14 protein-coding genes are annotated in these 13,605 nt (G+C 68.0%); 6 read left to right on the forward strand and 8 right to left on the reverse strand.

What is annotated here, in order from left to right; translation table 11 throughout:
* Window positions 1–34: 34 nt before the first annotated feature.
* From RHA1_RS33295 to RHA1_RS33305, 3 genes are all read right to left on the reverse strand, one after another.
* Window positions 35–1,006: a sigma-70 family RNA polymerase sigma factor gene (locus RHA1_RS33295; protein ID WP_005261102.1), complete on the reverse strand. Its 972-nt coding sequence runs from the start codon at window positions 1,004–1,006 to the stop codon at window positions 35–37.
* A gap of 166 nt (window positions 1,007–1,172) precedes the next feature.
* Window positions 1,173–2,651: a DUF7782 domain-containing protein gene (locus RHA1_RS33300; protein WP_011598594.1), complete on the reverse strand. Its 1,479-nt coding sequence runs from the start codon at window positions 2,649–2,651 to the stop codon at window positions 1,173–1,175.
* Window positions 2,652–2,681: 30 nt separating this feature from the next.
* A complete protein-coding gene (locus RHA1_RS33305; RefSeq protein ID WP_009480070.1) occupies window positions 2,682–3,041 on the reverse strand; it encodes a DUF3099 domain-containing protein in 360 nt (119 codons plus the stop codon).
* A gap of 77 nt (window positions 3,042–3,118) precedes the next feature.
* On the opposite strand from RHA1_RS33305, the gene RHA1_RS33310 reads away from it, so the two are divergent.
* The gene (locus RHA1_RS33310; protein WP_005240826.1) at window positions 3,119–3,355 is read left to right on the forward strand and encodes a DUF3039 domain-containing protein; all 237 of its coding nucleotides are present in this window, start codon (window positions 3,119–3,121) and stop codon (window positions 3,353–3,355) included.
* Here RHA1_RS33310 and RHA1_RS33315 read toward each other — a convergent pair.
* Window positions 3,328–4,500, reverse strand: a complete 1,173-nt coding sequence (locus tag RHA1_RS33315) for a YihY/virulence factor BrkB family protein (protein WP_011598595.1) — start codon at window positions 4,498–4,500, stop codon at window positions 3,328–3,330. The genes RHA1_RS33310 and RHA1_RS33315 overlap by 28 nt on opposite strands.
* A 255-nt stretch (window positions 4,501–4,755) precedes the next feature.
* On the opposite strand from RHA1_RS33315, the gene RHA1_RS33320 reads away from it, so the two are divergent.
* Window positions 4,756–6,516 (forward strand): DEAD/DEAH box helicase, encoded by a 1,761-nt coding sequence (locus RHA1_RS33320; protein ID WP_050787436.1) that lies wholly within the window; start codon window positions 4,756–4,758, stop codon window positions 6,514–6,516.
* Between the two features lie 107 nt (window positions 6,517–6,623).
* Here RHA1_RS33320 and RHA1_RS33325 read toward each other — a convergent pair whose 3' ends face one another.
* Window positions 6,624–6,818 carry a DUF7455 domain-containing protein gene (locus RHA1_RS33325; RefSeq protein WP_005240831.1) on the reverse strand — a complete coding sequence of 65 codons (195 nt, stop codon included), beginning with the start codon at window positions 6,816–6,818 and terminating at the stop codon, window positions 6,624–6,626.
* Between the two features lie 260 nt (window positions 6,819–7,078).
* On the opposite strand from RHA1_RS33325, the gene RHA1_RS33330 reads away from it, so the two are divergent.
* Genes RHA1_RS33330 through RHA1_RS33340 form a run of 3 tightly spaced genes read left to right on the forward strand, consistent with a single transcriptional unit; the run spans window position 7,079 to window position 9,142 of the window.
* On the forward strand, window positions 7,079–7,432 hold the full coding sequence (locus RHA1_RS33330; protein WP_011598597.1) for a DUF952 domain-containing protein: 354 nt from the start codon (window positions 7,079–7,081) through the stop codon (window positions 7,430–7,432).
* Window positions 7,433–7,479: 47 nt separating this feature from the next.
* Complete coding sequence (locus RHA1_RS33335) at window positions 7,480–7,962, forward strand: cation:proton antiporter regulatory subunit (RefSeq protein ID WP_005240833.1); 483 nt, start codon at window positions 7,480–7,482, stop codon at window positions 7,960–7,962.
* 7 nt (window positions 7,963–7,969) lie between these two features.
* Window positions 7,970–9,142 carry a cation:proton antiporter gene (locus RHA1_RS33340; RefSeq protein ID WP_009480074.1) on the forward strand — a complete coding sequence of 391 codons (1,173 nt, stop codon included), beginning with the start codon at window positions 7,970–7,972 and terminating at the stop codon, window positions 9,140–9,142.
* A 62-nt stretch (window positions 9,143–9,204) separates the two neighbouring features.
* On the opposite strand, the gene RHA1_RS33345 is transcribed toward RHA1_RS33340, so the two are convergent.
* On the reverse strand, window positions 9,205–10,578 hold the full coding sequence (locus tag RHA1_RS33345) for an RNA polymerase sigma factor (RefSeq protein ID WP_009480075.1): 1,374 nt from the start codon (window positions 10,576–10,578) through the stop codon (window positions 9,205–9,207).
* 121 nt (window positions 10,579–10,699) lie between these two features.
* Window positions 10,700–11,452 carry a polyphosphate--glucose phosphotransferase gene (gene ppgK / locus RHA1_RS33350; protein ID WP_011598598.1) on the reverse strand — a complete coding sequence of 251 codons (753 nt, stop codon included), beginning with the start codon at window positions 11,450–11,452 and terminating at the stop codon, window positions 10,700–10,702.
* A 156-nt stretch (window positions 11,453–11,608) separates the two neighbouring features.
* Here ppgK and RHA1_RS33355 point away from each other — a divergent pair, with 156 nt between their 5' ends.
* Window positions 11,609–12,511, forward strand: coding sequence for an inositol monophosphatase family protein (locus RHA1_RS33355; protein WP_050787437.1), 903 nt, complete (start codon window positions 11,609–11,611; stop codon window positions 12,509–12,511).
* A gap of 7 nt (window positions 12,512–12,518) precedes the next feature.
* On the opposite strand, the gene cei is transcribed toward RHA1_RS33355, so the two are convergent.
* Window positions 12,519–13,208 (reverse strand): envelope integrity protein Cei, encoded by a 690-nt coding sequence (gene cei / locus RHA1_RS33360; RefSeq protein ID WP_009480078.1) that lies wholly within the window; start codon window positions 13,206–13,208, stop codon window positions 12,519–12,521.
* Window positions 13,209–13,605: the final 397 nt, after the last annotated feature.

Genomic DNA, 13,605 nt, shown 5'->3' on the forward strand with positions numbered 1-13,605 from the left:
CGGCACCGGCGCTGATACCGGTGGGAGACTCTCGTCAGCTGGCGTAGGAGCGGAGCCGCTCGGCGCGGTCGCCCTGGCGCAGCTTGCCCATCACTTCGCGCTCGATCTGACGGACACGCTCGCGGGAGAGTCCGAAGAGCTTGCCGATCTGGTCGAGAGTGCGCGGCTGACCGTCGTCCAGACCGTAACGGAGGCGGATGACCTGCTGCTCACGCTCGTCGAGGGTGGCCAGCACGCTGCGCACGTCGCTGTGCAGGAGACCCGCGATCACGGCGTTCTCCGCCGACGTGGCCTCGGAATCCTCGATGAAGTCGCCCAGGGGAGCTTCCTCGTCGTTGCCGACCGGCATGTCGAGGCTCACCGGGTCGCGGCTGTGGTCGAGGAGATCCGCGATCTTGTGCGCCGGGATTCCCGACTCCTCGGCCAGCTCGTCGTCGGTCGCCTCACGCCCGAGCTGCTGGTGCAGCTCGCGCTTGATGCGGGCCAGCTTGTTGACCTGCTCGACGAGGTGCACGGGGAGCCGGATCGTCCGGCTCTGGTCGGCCATGCCGCGGGTGATCGCCTGACGAATCCACCAGGTGGCATACGTCGAGAACTTGAACCCCTTCGCGTAGTCGAACTTCTCCATCGCGCGGATCAGACCCAGGTTGCCCTCCTGGATGAGGTCCAGCAGGGGCATGCCGCGTCCGGTGTACCGCTTCGCGAGCGAGACGACGAGCCGCAAGTTGGCCTCGAGGAGGTGTGCGCGGGCGGACTGTCCTTCACGGACGACCGTCGCGAGGTCGCGCTTCTTGGCGGGGGAGAGTCGCTTCCCGGTCTCCAGGATGTGCGCGGCGTACAGCCCAGCCTCGATTCGCTTGGACAGTTCTACCTCGTCTGCTGCCGTCAGCAGAGCCGTGCGGCCGATGCCGTTCAGGTAGACCCGGACCAGGTCGGCAGCGGGGCTCTGGGCGTCCAGATCGGCAGCGCTGGGGCGAATGCGAGTAGTGGTGCTGGGGCTTGTCATGACTTGCCTCCTCATCGGTGGTGTCTCATATGCATCAACGCACCGAAGGCCTGGGAAAGTTCCCGGCCGGTAATTTGCGAAGAGCCCGTGACCTGCGGGTTCCTCGATTCGGTCCTGAGAAGTTGCTGAGAACACGTATAAGGGGGACGGATCGGGAACCCGGCGGCTACGCGGGAAGCACGAGTCCGTGCCGGACGAGGGCGTGCACGAGCGGCACGGCCGACTGCGCGAGGTCCTCGGCGTCGACGCCGTGTGCCGCTGCGAGAAGCTCGATCAGTTCGCCCAGCACGAGGCCGTCGGCGCGCATGCCCGCAACGAGCGAAGCGACGAGATCGTCGATCTCGTGCTGCCAGGCCGGACCGTTCCCGCGGTGCAACCGGGCGACCACCTGGGTCCATCCCTCGTCGCCGGGCAGGAACACCCGCTCCAGGGCGGTGCTCTCCTCCACGCGGAAACACGCGGTGAGCACGTCGTGCTCGCGGAGCCACGCCACCCGCTCGAAGTACGCGAGCGCTTCCGCGCCCAAGGGGTCGCTGAAGCCGTGCGTGAGATCCTCCGCCATCAGATCGGTGGGAGCGTCGGTCCGGCGAAGGTAGACGAACCCGAAGCCGACCCCCTCGACGTTCGCGCTCGCGAGGTGATCCAGCCAGTCCTCGGCGACCGTCGCGGTGGAGGGGTCCCGGGTGTCGAGTCCGCCGTCCCGCATCCAGGTGCCGACGTACAGGGCCGGGTCCGCGACATCCCGCTGCACCACCCACGCGTCCACCCCGTGGGCGGGAAGCCAGGAGGCCACCCGGGCCCGCCAGTCCTCGCCCTCGACGTGGATCCACGACGCCAGCAGCGCCGCCGTGCCGCCGGGCGCGAGGTAGTCCGCCACGCGGGAGATCATCAGCTCACTCGCGCCGTCGAGGTCGAGTCCGGAGTCGCGGTAGGTGTGACCCACTCGGGCGCGACTGACGACGAACGGCGGATTGGCCACCACCTGATCGAACGTGCGGCCCTCGACCGGCTCGAACCACGACCCGGCGAGCAGTTCCACCCGTTCCTCGTTGAGCGCCGCCGTGACGGCCGCCAGATCGACGGCACGGACATTCAGGTCCGTGGCCGTGACCGAGTCGGCGTAGGACGCGCCGTGCAGGGCCTGGATGCCGCAGCCGGTCCCGACGTCGAGCAGCGTCCCGACCGGCGCGGTCGGGGTGGCCTGCAGCAGCGACAGCGACGCGTGCCCGACGCCGATGACGTGGTCGACGGGGGTCTCGCGGGGGCGGAGTGAGCCGTCGAGGTCGGAGAGCACCCAGCGATTGCCCCCGCCGATGTCCATCGGACGGAGGTCGAGGGCCGCCCGGACGACGTCGCCGTCGGATTCGAGCAGGCCTGCCGCCACGGCGTCCTCGACCGGGAGCGGGGACAGCGCCGCGGCCACCTCGCCGACGGGACAGTCGTCGGTGAGGAGGAACAGGCGGATCAGGGTGCCGAGTTGGCCGCAGCCGGCGCTGGCCCGGCGCACCGGGACCGGTTCGTTGCGGCTCAACGCCGCATGGACCTCGGGGCCCAGCGCGTCGAGGAGGGTGTCCGTGTCGTACCGGTTGCGGCGGAGCGCCTCACGCAGAGAGGGGCAGATCGACAGCAGTTCGTCACGGTTCACCCGTGCATTGTTGCAGCACGCCCGACTGCGTCAGCCCTCGATCGTGTGGTGCGGCGGTGCGGGCAGGGCGGTGGACGGAGACTCGCGGTGGTCGTACCGGCTGGGCTCGTCCTTGCTGCGAGGCGGACGGTCGTTGGCGATGAGGACCGCGATCCACGGCAGCGGGATCGACACGCCGATGATCGCCATCGAAATCCACGGGTTCTCCCAGATCCCGTACGCCACCGCCGCGAAGATCAGGGCGGGGAACCGGAAGGACATGATGAGCAGGTACTTGCGGACACGGGCACGATGCTGATCCTCGATGGATCGCGCTGCCTCGGTGATGAGAACCGGATTGCTCGGGGAGCCGGCGTCGTGGGACCCGCCGAACCCTGCACTTCGTGCCATGCCTCCACTGTTCCACTGTCGGGCGGCAAATGCACACAGGGGGTGGGATAGTCGGCCGGTTGCGGCATTATTGAGGGGTGAGCACTCAAACCAAGGAACGGCCCGACGTCACCACCGACGAGTCGACCGATGACGACACTCCCAAATTCTTCCACTACGTCAAGAAGAACAAGATCGCGGAGAGCGCCGTCATGGGCACTCACGTCGTCGCGTTGTGCGGCGAAGTGTTTCCGGTGACGAAATCGGCGAAGCCGGGATCGCCGGTCTGCCCCGACTGCAAGAAGATCTACGAAGGATTGCGCAAAGGCGACTGAGGCTTCGCCGGCGCTCGTCGCACACCCGGTGGCTCGGGGGATTCTCGTACCGGGCCGTCGGGCTCGTCGTCGTTCCCGGACTCCGGCTCGGCCGCATCCGGGCGGGCCCGGTCGCCGACGACCTTGATCGGACCGGTGGCGATGCGACGCGTGAGGCTGGTCACCGGACCCGCGGACGGCGAACTCTCGGCCTGCGCGGCGATCCAATCCCGCATCTGGTCGATGCGGGTGGCACGGGCGGGCCAGAATTCCTGGACGGTGGCGTTGAACTCGGCGCCGAGCACCACCGCGAACCCCAGGAAGAACGTGAACAGCAGGAACGCGATCGGCGTGGCCAGCGCCCCGTACGTGTACCCGGTTCCGGCCACCCAGGAGAGGTAGCGGCGCAGGCAGGTGCTCGCGCCGAGGAAGAACACCCCCGCGACGAGCGCGCCGCCGAGCAGCCGGTGCCAGGGCAGCGACCGGGGGAGCGCCACCTTGTACAGCGTGGTCAGGCCCACGATGAGCAGCAGTCCCACGCCGGGGTAGTAGAACGTGTCGACGATCTCCGTCCCGATCGTGCGCCACGCCTCCGGGAGCACCCTGCCGACGAGCGTCGGCCCCAGCGCGACCAGCGGCAGGGTGAACACCGCGAGGATCAGGAACATCACGTAGAGCAGCAACGCGAACACGCGCTGCCACACCGGGTGCCGCGCCTCCTGCTGGCCATGGGCCTCGACGATCGAGTCCACGAACGTGGAAATGGCGGACGAGCCGGCCCACAGGGACAGCAGGAAGCTCAGTGACACGATCTCGGGACGTCCACGTTCGAGTACGTCGCCGACCGTCGGGCGGATGATCTGTTCGACGACGCTGTCGCTGAACACCGTCCCGCTGAAGTTGATGATCTTCGACTGGATGATGTCGACGGTGTCGGGTCCGAACCATCCGCCGACGTAGCCGAGCATTCCGAGGAGCCCCAGCAGGAGCGGAGGCAGCGACAGTGTCTGCCAGAACGCTGCCGTGGCCGCCTTTCCGAAGATCGAATCGTCCCAGGCCTTGCTCGCTGTGCGACCGATCACGCTCAGTGCGCGACGTAGCGGATGCCACCCGGGCCGGGGTGGGTCACCGCCACTCTGCGGCGTTGTCGGGGGTGTTTCGGTCATGATGTTTCCAGCATCCCTGACGACACGCCCGGTTGCCCACCGCTGCTGTCCTCGTGTCGCGACAAATCTGTCACTATCGGAACTCGCGAATGCGGTTCGCGTCGGATCCGGGCGCTAGGCTCCTTGACGGACAGCGCCTTCGGGTCTGGACCCGGACATGTCGATCGAATACCGAGGAGTGCGAGCAAACAGTGCCATGCCAGCGGAGGGCAGCCCGTGAGTGCTGAGACAGTGGGCTCCCAGTCGGCGCCGAGAATGGAAACCGAGGCAGCGCAGATCGTGGGCACCGAGGCCTACCTCGCACAAACCGAACCTGCCAGACCCGCAGGATCACTGCGCGCCTGGCAGCGTCGTGCGCTGACGAAGTATCTGTCCACCGGACCGCAGGACTTCCTCGCGGTCGCGACACCGGGCGCCGGTAAGACCACGTTCGCGCTGCGGGTCGCGTCGGAGTTGCTGCGCGACCGCACCGTCGATCAGGTGACCGTGGTCGCACCGACCGAGCACCTCAAGCACCAGTGGGCTGAGTCCGCCGCGCGCAACGGCATCGCGCTGGACTCGTACTTCTCGAACTCGACCGGGCAGACGTCCAGCGACTACCAGGGTGTCGTGGTGACGTACGCGCAAGTCGCCTCGCACCCGTTCAAGCACCGGGTCCGGACCGAGAGCCGGCGCACGCTGGTCATCCTCGACGAGATCCACCACGGTGGCGACGCGAAGAGCTGGGGTGACGCCATCCGGGAGGCGTTCGGTGACGCCACCCGCCGGCTCGCGCTGACCGGTACGCCGTTCCGCAGCGACGACAGCGCGATCCCGTTCGTGACGTACGAACCCGATCGCGAGGGTCTGATGCGCTCGAAGGCGGATCACTCCTACGGGTACTCGGACGCCCTCGCGGACGGCGTCGTCCGGCCCGTCGTGTTCCTCGCGTACTCCGGCGAGGCACGGTGGCGGAACAACGCGGGCGAGGAGTTCTCCGCGCGACTCGGCGAGCCCCTCAGCGCCGAACAGACGGCCCGGGCGTGGCGAACGGCCCTGGACCCGTCGGGCGACTGGATTCCCGCGGTCTTGCACGCCGCAGACACCCGGCTCGGCCAGCTGCGCACGGGCGGCATGCCCGACGCCGGCGGTCTGGTCATCGCCACCGACCAGACCGTGGCCCGTGCGTACGCGCAGACCCTGAAGGCGGTCACCGGGGAAGACCCGGTCGTGGTGCTCTCCGACGACCCGACGGCGTCCAAGCGGATCGCCGAGTTCGGGGCGAGCACCCAGAAGTGGATGGTCGCCGTCCGCATGGTGTCGGAAGGCGTCGACGTTCCCCGCCTGGCCGTCGGTGTGTACGCCACCAGCGCGTCCACCCCGCTCTATTTCGCGCAGGCGATCGGGCGTTTCGTGCGGTCCCGCCGCAAGGGCGAGACCGCGAGCGTGTTCCTCCCGTCGGTTCCGGTGCTGCTCGACCTGGCCAGCCAGCTCGAGGCGCAGCGCGACCACGTGCTCGGCAAGCCGCATCGGGAGAAGGACGGCTTCGATGACGATCTTCTCGCCGACGCGAACAAGCAGAAGGACGAGCTCGGCGAGGAGGAGAAGGCGTTCACCTCGCTCGGCGCGGACGCCGAGCTCGATCAGGTGATCTACGACGGTTCGTCCTTCGGGACGGCCACGTTCTCGGGCTCCGACGAGGAGGCCGACTACCTGGGTCTGCCCGGGCTGCTCGACGCCGATCAGATGCGCGCGCTGCTGCGTCAGCGTCAGTCGGAGCAGCTGGACAAGGCGGAACCGGCGCAAGCGCCCGTGCACACGCCCGTGCCGCAGGTCGCGGACCGGGTGGCTGCCGCCGGACAGCTCGCGCAGCTGCGCCGGGAACTGAACAGTCTCGTCGCGATGCATCACCACAGGACGGGCAAGCCGCACGGCACCATCCACGGCGAATTGCGTCGTGTCTGCGGGGGACCGCCCACGGCGATCGCCACCGTCGAGCAGCTCACCGAGCGGATCTCCACCCTGCGGCAGTGGTGACCGGCGTCATCCGGTGACTCGAACACAAAGAGACCGGCGAGTGCATCGCACTCGCCGGTCTCTTTGTTGAAGAGGTGAGCCTGGGACGGGTCACCCGGGCTGACGTATCAGATTGCAGCTTCGGCTTCGGACACGATCGTGGCGTTCATCTCGCGAAGACGGTCTGCGTGCTCGTTGGCGTGGTGACCGCAGAAGAGCAACTCTCCTCCGGTCGGAAGAACCGCGCGAACGCGGGCTCCCGCACCGCACCGGTCGCACCGGTCGGCTGCGGTCAACGGGGGGCTGGTCAGTGTTCCGGGCATGACTCCTCCGTACTGGCTTCGACTGATGCCGAGTGCCTGGGGCCTTGGTCCGCCGCGTCGGGGGTGGCGCGGTGGATCTACTCTGTCAGACGTTTGGGGTTTACGCGTTGTTCCCGTCGGCGTTTCTCAGTGTTGCATCACACACGAAACCCGCCCGAAACGCGCCGTCAGGGACGTGACGAGCGCAGATGTGAACAGACCGCGCGGTCCGAGTTCGCTGACAGCTGATTCGTTTTCGGGCGTGACGCTAGTCTCACCTTGTGAAATCCGAAGACCAGCTGGTCCACATCTGCAGCCGCGAGGAATGGCGCACCGCCGAACGTGAAGGCAGCCGAGTGCCCGCGACGTTCAGGGCGGACGGTTTCGTGCACCTCTCGACGCCGGCCCAGGTGCACCTGCCCGCCAACAGGTTGTTCGCCGGCCGTACGGACCTCGTCCTGCTGAGACTCGACCCCACTGCGCTCGGTGCGCCGGTGAAGTGGGAGCCGGGTGTGCCGGCCGATCCGGCGTCGATGCTGTTCCCACACCTGTACGGGCCGCTGCCCGTCGCGGCGGTCACCGGGGTCGAGGAGTATCGCCCCGACGCCGACGGAACGTTCCCGGCCCGGCGCTGATGCGAGCCTTCCGCGGTTGGTCACACCGATCGGTCTACCGTGGAGGCATGAACGTTGAAGTGACGCCACTACCGGGTATCGGGGTGCGTAAGGACTTCGAACTCGCCGCCGGCCGCCGCATCGGTGTCATCACCCATCGCGACGGTCGCACCGATCTGATCGTCTCGAAGGCCGACGATCCCGATGCGTGCGCTGCGTCGGTGCCGCTCACCACCGAGGAGGCGGCAGTCCTCAGCAACCTGCTGGGGGCACCGCAACTGGTGGCGCAGCTGGAGGAGGAGCACCGGGACCTGCCCGGAATCCGCACCAAGCAGCTGTACATCAAGGAAGACTCCCGGTTCGACGGCCGCCCGCTCGGCGACACGGCGATGCGCACCCGCACCGGGGTCTCGATCGTCGCGGTCATGCGGGCCGGGCAGGTGTACCCGTCACCGAAGCCTGACTTCCTGCTCACCTCGGGCGACCTCCTGGTCGCCGTCGGAACCACAGACGGACTGGACGCGTCAGCCAAGCTCCTGGCCAACGGCTGACAGACCCGTGAACACCACCACGCTCGCGCTCATCGAACTGGGCGCGGTGTTCTTCGCGCTCGGATTGCTGGGCCGCCTGGCAGCTCAGTTCGGCATGTCGCCGATCCCGTTCTATCTCCTCGGCGGACTCTGCTTCGGCAGCGGCGGATTCGTCAACCTGGGCGACATCAGCGAGTTCAGTCACTTGGCGAGCGAGATCGGGGTGGTCCTCCTCCTGCTGTTGCTGGGGCTGGAATACACCGCGTCGGAACTCGTCACCGGGCTGCGACGGTCGTGGATGGCCGGGGTCGTGGACGCAGTTCTCAATGCCGCGCCCGGAGCGGTCGTCGCCCTGATGCTGGGGTGGGGGACCACCGGCGCGGTCGTGATGGCCGGCGTCACCTACATCTCGTCGTCGGGCATCATCGCGAAGGTGCTGAGCGACCTGGGCCGGCTCGGTAACCGTGAAACGCCGGTCGTGCTCTCGATTCTCGTGTTCGAGGACCTCGCGATGGCCGTGTATCTGCCCATTCTGACGGCCCTGCTCGCCGGCGTCAGTTTCGCCGGTGGACTGGAGGCGGTGGGCATCTCCCTCGTCGTGATCTCGGTCGTCCTCGTGATCGCACTGCGGTACGGCCGCTACGTGTCCGCCCTGCTGGACAGCCCGGACAGCGAAACCCTGCTCCTGAAACTCCTCGGCGCCGCGCTTCTCGTGGCGGGGATCAGTTCGGCGATGCAGGTGTCGGCGGCCGTCGGGGCGTTCCTGCTGGGGATCGCGATCTCCGGTACGACCGCCCACAACGCGAGCCGAGTCCTCGAACCGCTCCGCGATCTGTTCGCCGCGATGTTCTTCGTGGTGTTCGGGCTCAACACCGATCCCCGGGCGATTCCGCCGGTCCTCGGCTGGGCCGCCCTCCTCGCCGTCGTCACCGCGCTGACGAAGATGATCACCGGTGCGTGGGCGGCGAAACAACAAGGCGTCGCGCGCCTGGGCCGAGCCCGGGCCGGGGTCGCGCTGATCGCACGCGGCGAGTTCTCGATCGTCATCGCGGGCCTGGCGTTGTCGGCGGGAGCCGTGGAGAGCGAACTCGTGGCACTCGCCACCGCGTACGTCCTCCTGATGGCCGTCATCGGCCCGGTGGCGGCACGGGTGGTCGAACCGGTGGCGGGTGCCTGGATTCGGGTGCGCACCAGCGCGTAGCGAGACCCAGACGACGATGCCCCCGGACTCGCTCGGAGTCCGGGGGCATCGAGGTGTGTACGTCAGTCCAGGTAGTCGCGCAGCACCTGCGACCGGGACGGGTGGCGCAGCTTCGACATGGTCTTGGACTCGATCTGACGGATGCGCTCACGCGTGACCCCGTAGACCTGTCCGATCTCGTCGAGGGTGCGGGGCTGTCCGTCGGTCAGGCCGAAGCGCAGGCGCACGACGCCCGCCTCACGCTCGGACAGCGTCTCGAGCACCGACTGCAGCTGATCCTGCAGCAGGGTGAACGACACGGCGTCGACGGCGACGACGGCCTCGGAGTCCTCGATGAAGTCGCCGAGCTGGCTGTCGCCCTCGTCGCCGATCGTCTGGTCGAGGGAGATGGGCTCACGAGCGTACTGCTGGATCTCCAGCACCTTCTCGGGCGTGATGTCCATTTCCTTGGCGAGCTCTTCGGGAGTGGGCTCACGGCCCAGGTCCTGCAGGAGTTCACGCTGGATGCGGCCGAGCTTGTTGATGACCTCCACCATGTGCACCGGGATGCGGATGGTGCGGGCCTGGTCGGCCATCGCGCGGGTGATGGCCTGACGGATCCACCACGTGGCGTAGGTCGAGAACTTGTAGCCCTTGGTGTAGTCGAACTTCTCGACGGCACGGATGAGGCCCAGGTTGCCTTCCTGGATCAGGTCGAGGAACGCCATGCCGCGGCCGGTGTAGCGCTTGGCGAGCGACACGACGAGGCGGAGGTTCGCCTCGAGGAGGTGGTTCTTGGCGCGGTTTCCGTCGCGGCAGATCCAGCTCATGTCCCGGCGCTGGGCGGCGGGGAGCTTCTCGCCGGAATCGGACAGCTCCTGCATGATCTGGGTCGCGTAGAGCCCGGCCTCGATCCGCTTGGCGAGCTCGACCTCCTCTTCGGCGTTGAGGAGGGCGACCTTGCCGATCTGCTTGAGGTAGGCACGGACCGAGTCGGCGGACGCGGTCAGTTCGGCGTCCTTGCGGGCCTGGCGGAGCGCTTCGGACTCCTCCTCGTCCCACACGAAGTCGCCGGAGGCCTTGTCCTTCTCGGACGGCTCCTCGGTCTCCTCGTCCTCGCCGACTGCGACGACCTCGACGACATCGGACTCGACCTCGGCGAGATCGCCCTCGGTGATGTCGATGTCCTCCATGTCGGCGGAGTCTTCGTCGAGGTCTTCGCCGTCCGCACCCTTACCGGCCGTGGCCTTCTTGCCGCCCGCCTTCTTGGCCGCCGCCTTCTTGGCGGGGGCCTTCTTCGCTGCTGCCTTCTTGGCGGGAGCCTTCTTGGCCGCCGGCTTCTTCGCGGGAGTTTCCTCGGCTGCCGGAGCGGTGCCGGTGGCTGCCGCCCCGACTGGTGCTTCCGGTCCTGACTCCGAAGTCGAATCAGCAGTCTGACGTGTATCGGTGGCTGCCACGTACGCCCTTTCGTGACGGTGTCGTGCGGCGTCACGCCAGAGTGGTCATCCGGCGGAGAGGTCTACTGGTTTCGCCGGCGCGCAGCCGGGCTCTTCCATTGTAACGACCCATCCGAATTAGTTACGGAGCGATGCCCGTTTCCACTGCGAGCGCAGCACCGACGATGCCCGCCGTATTCAGCAGCGCAGCAGGTACGACGGGTGTCCTGTTGGTCAGATGCGGGATCCACTTCTCGTTCTTCCGGCTGATTCCGCCGCCGGCGATGAACAGGTCCGGACACATGAGGTTCTCGAACCGGGTGAGGACACGGCTCACTTCGCCGGCCCATTCCTTGTACGACAGGTCCTTCTTCTCCTTGACCGAGGACGCCGCCCGGTGCTCGGCTTCCTTGCCGTCCACCTCCATGTGCCCGAACTCGGTGTTGGGAAGCAGGACGCCGTCGTGGAGGATCGCCGAGCCGATACCGGTGCCGAACGTGAGGAGGATGACGACCCCTTTCGCGTCCTTGCCTGCGCCGAGCGCGTCCTCGGCGATCCCCGCCGCATCCGCGTCGTTGAGGACGGTGACGAGCCGGCCGCCGAGCGCGTCGGAGAACAGCTTGCGGGCGTCCGTCCCGATCCACTTCTTGTCGATGTTGGCGGCGGATCGTGCCACACCGCCGGTGACGACGCTCGGCAGGGTGATACCGACCGGTCCGTCCCATTCTGCTCGGCGGATGATCTCGGCGACGGTCTCTGCGACCGCCTCCGGAGTGGACGGCTGGGGAGTGAGGAGTTTGATGCGGTCCCCGACCAGCTGGCCCGTCTCGAGATCTACGACGCCACCCTTGACGCCACTGCCTCCGACGTCGACACCGAACCCCGTTTTGGTCATGGCGTGTGCTCCTTCGTGTCGACGACGACGTGTTCTCCAGCGCTCTTCTGCTGCTCGTCACACTAGTGTGTCGACGTGTGTTCGGTGGGTGATGACACCAGTTGTGCGAAACGTCAGCGGTGGTGTGAGGCAGCGAAAGTGTGTTCCGATGGGTGGGTGCACGTACCCCAGAGTTCAGAGTCCGCGCCAGGCCACGTCGGCACCGACCCCAGGCGACTACTCGAGGTCGCCGTGGCGGTGGCCGAGGAAGCCGCCGCCCACGTCCGGGCGCGACGGCCCGAGGTCTTCGGAATCGTCGGGAAGCTAGCGGGATCCGGCGATTCCGTCGCATCGAAGAGCACCCCGACCGACCCGGTCACGGTGGTCGACACCGAGAGCGAGCAGGTCATCCGCGACCGGCTCGCGGAGCTTCGCCCCGACGACGCGATCCTCGGCGAAGAAGGTGGGGGAGAGGAGGATTCCGTCGCCGAGGTGAGGTGGATCGTGGATCCGATCGACGGCACCGTGAACTTTCTGTACGGCGTCCCCGCGTACGCGGTCTCCGTGGCGGCCCAGATCGACGGGGTGTCCGTCGCCGGGGCCGTGGTCGACGTGGCGGCCCGATCGACCTACGCGGCGGCACGCGGCGGCGGGGCCACCCTCACCGACGCGGACGGGCGGGTGAGCGACCTCCGGTGCAACCCGGTCACCGACGTGTCGATGGCGTTGCTCGCCACCGGCTTCGGGTACGGCGCGGCGCGGCGCAAGGCGCAGGGCGCCCTCATCGCGGACATCCTGCCGAGGGTGCGGGACATCCGCCGGATCGGCTCGGCGGCCCTCGACCTGTGCATGGTCGCGGCCGGCCGTGTCGACGCGCATTTCGAACACGGGCTGAGCCCGTGGGACTGGGCCGCGGGATCGCTGATCGCGACCGAGGCGGGGGCCCGCGTGCGAATCCCTTCCCCGCAGACGTCGAGTGCGGACGGCGATGTGGTGGTGGCCGCGGCCCCCGGCATCGCCGACGCGCTGGACGCGCTGTTCGCCGAGATCGGGGTGGACGCCCCGATCCCGGAAGGGTGACCGCCGGTCAGCAGCGGGCGGTGCGCGCCGCCTTCAGCAGGTCGATGTCGAGGGGGGCGGGCTGGCTTCCGGGCGGCGGATCCTTCAGGGACCGCAGGACCTCTTCGGCGTCCGTGTTCGGCGAGATCTTGCGGAAGTAGGTGCCGAGGGCGAGGTCGACCGTGTCGTCGGTGCGGGTGTCCTGGATGAGTTCGGCGCACGGGGCCACCAGCCAGAGCGCGCTGGCGGCGGCGGTGCCGTTGGGACCGAACCGCAGCTGCCCCTGGCACTGCATGTTCTGGTCGACGTAGACCGGGTCGTTGCCCGCCTGGACGTCGGGTGCGCTCGCGAATCCGTAGTCGCTGAGCTGTGCGGCGACCTGCGCAGCCTGGCCGTGCTCGCCGTTGGCGTTGAACACGCGCACCTTCGTGGCGGACAGCGCGGCAGGCTCCACGTCCCGCAGGGTCGAACCGTCGACCTTCTCGCCCAGCGCCTGCTGCGGCGGGGCGGCGGGGTCGAGGGGTTGCGCGGCCGGCTGCGGAGGGTTGCAGTCGACGGTGGTGGCCAGATCCTCGTCGTCGCCGAGGACGCCGGCCCACACGACGGCGCCGAGCAGGGCGAGGACCGCGAACACCACGAGGATCGGCATCGCCCGCCGCCGCCGGAACGGACGACCCTTGTCGTCGAGCGGGCTGCCTTCGGTGATCAGTGAAACCACAGTGTGCCTCGACCTCTCCTACGAAACTGCGCTTCGTACGTTGCACCCGTACAACGCACCGATACAGGGCCCGGCCACACGTCGTGGCGCAGGTTCGGCACCTACCTTAGATCCCAGGCACGTCATAACCCCGAACCCGTCCCCGTTGTGGAATGTCACAGCTTGCTGTGGTGTTGGTGACGATTAGCAGACAATTTGCGCGATCGGTCGCTTCGGTTACGACTTTTGTACTTCCTTCGGCTACTGTCTGGCGGCCCCAGTCGTTCAAAGCGTGCAGAACGAGGGTCGGCAGAAGATGACAAAAGAGGCGTAGATCATGTTTCCGGAGCCTGGTTCCGGGCACGAACCCATCCGCTGCAGCGTTGTGCAGCCGCAGGGTGTGATCTGCGCCGAGGCG

Source organism: Rhodococcus jostii RHA1, assembly GCF_000014565.1.
GTDB classification, from domain to species: Bacteria; Actinomycetota; Actinomycetes; order Mycobacteriales; family Mycobacteriaceae; genus Rhodococcus_F; species Rhodococcus_F jostii_A.

Coding starts and splice junctions, on each gene's coding strand:
- RHA1_RS33295 (WP_005261102.1), bottom strand. CDS start 1,006: ATGACAAGCCCCAGCACCACTACTCGCATTCGCCCCAGCGCTGCCGAT.
- RHA1_RS33305 (WP_009480070.1), bottom strand. CDS start 3,041: ATGGCACGAAGTGCAGGGTTCGGCGGGTCCCACGACGCCGGCTCCCCG.
- RHA1_RS33315 (WP_011598595.1), bottom strand. CDS start 4,500: ATGACCGAAACACCCCCGACAACGCCGCAGAGTGGCGGTGACCCACCC.
- RHA1_RS33320 (WP_050787436.1), top strand. CDS start 4,756: ATGGAAACCGAGGCAGCGCAGATCGTGGGCACCGAGGCCTACCTCGCA.
- RHA1_RS33325 (WP_005240831.1), bottom strand. CDS start 6,818: ATGCCCGGAACACTGACCAGCCCCCCGTTGACCGCAGCCGACCGGTGC.
- RHA1_RS33335 (WP_005240833.1), top strand. CDS start 7,480: ATGAACGTTGAAGTGACGCCACTACCGGGTATCGGGGTGCGTAAGGAC.
- ppgK (WP_011598598.1), bottom strand. CDS start 11,452: ATGACCAAAACGGGGTTCGGTGTCGACGTCGGAGGCAGTGGCGTCAAG.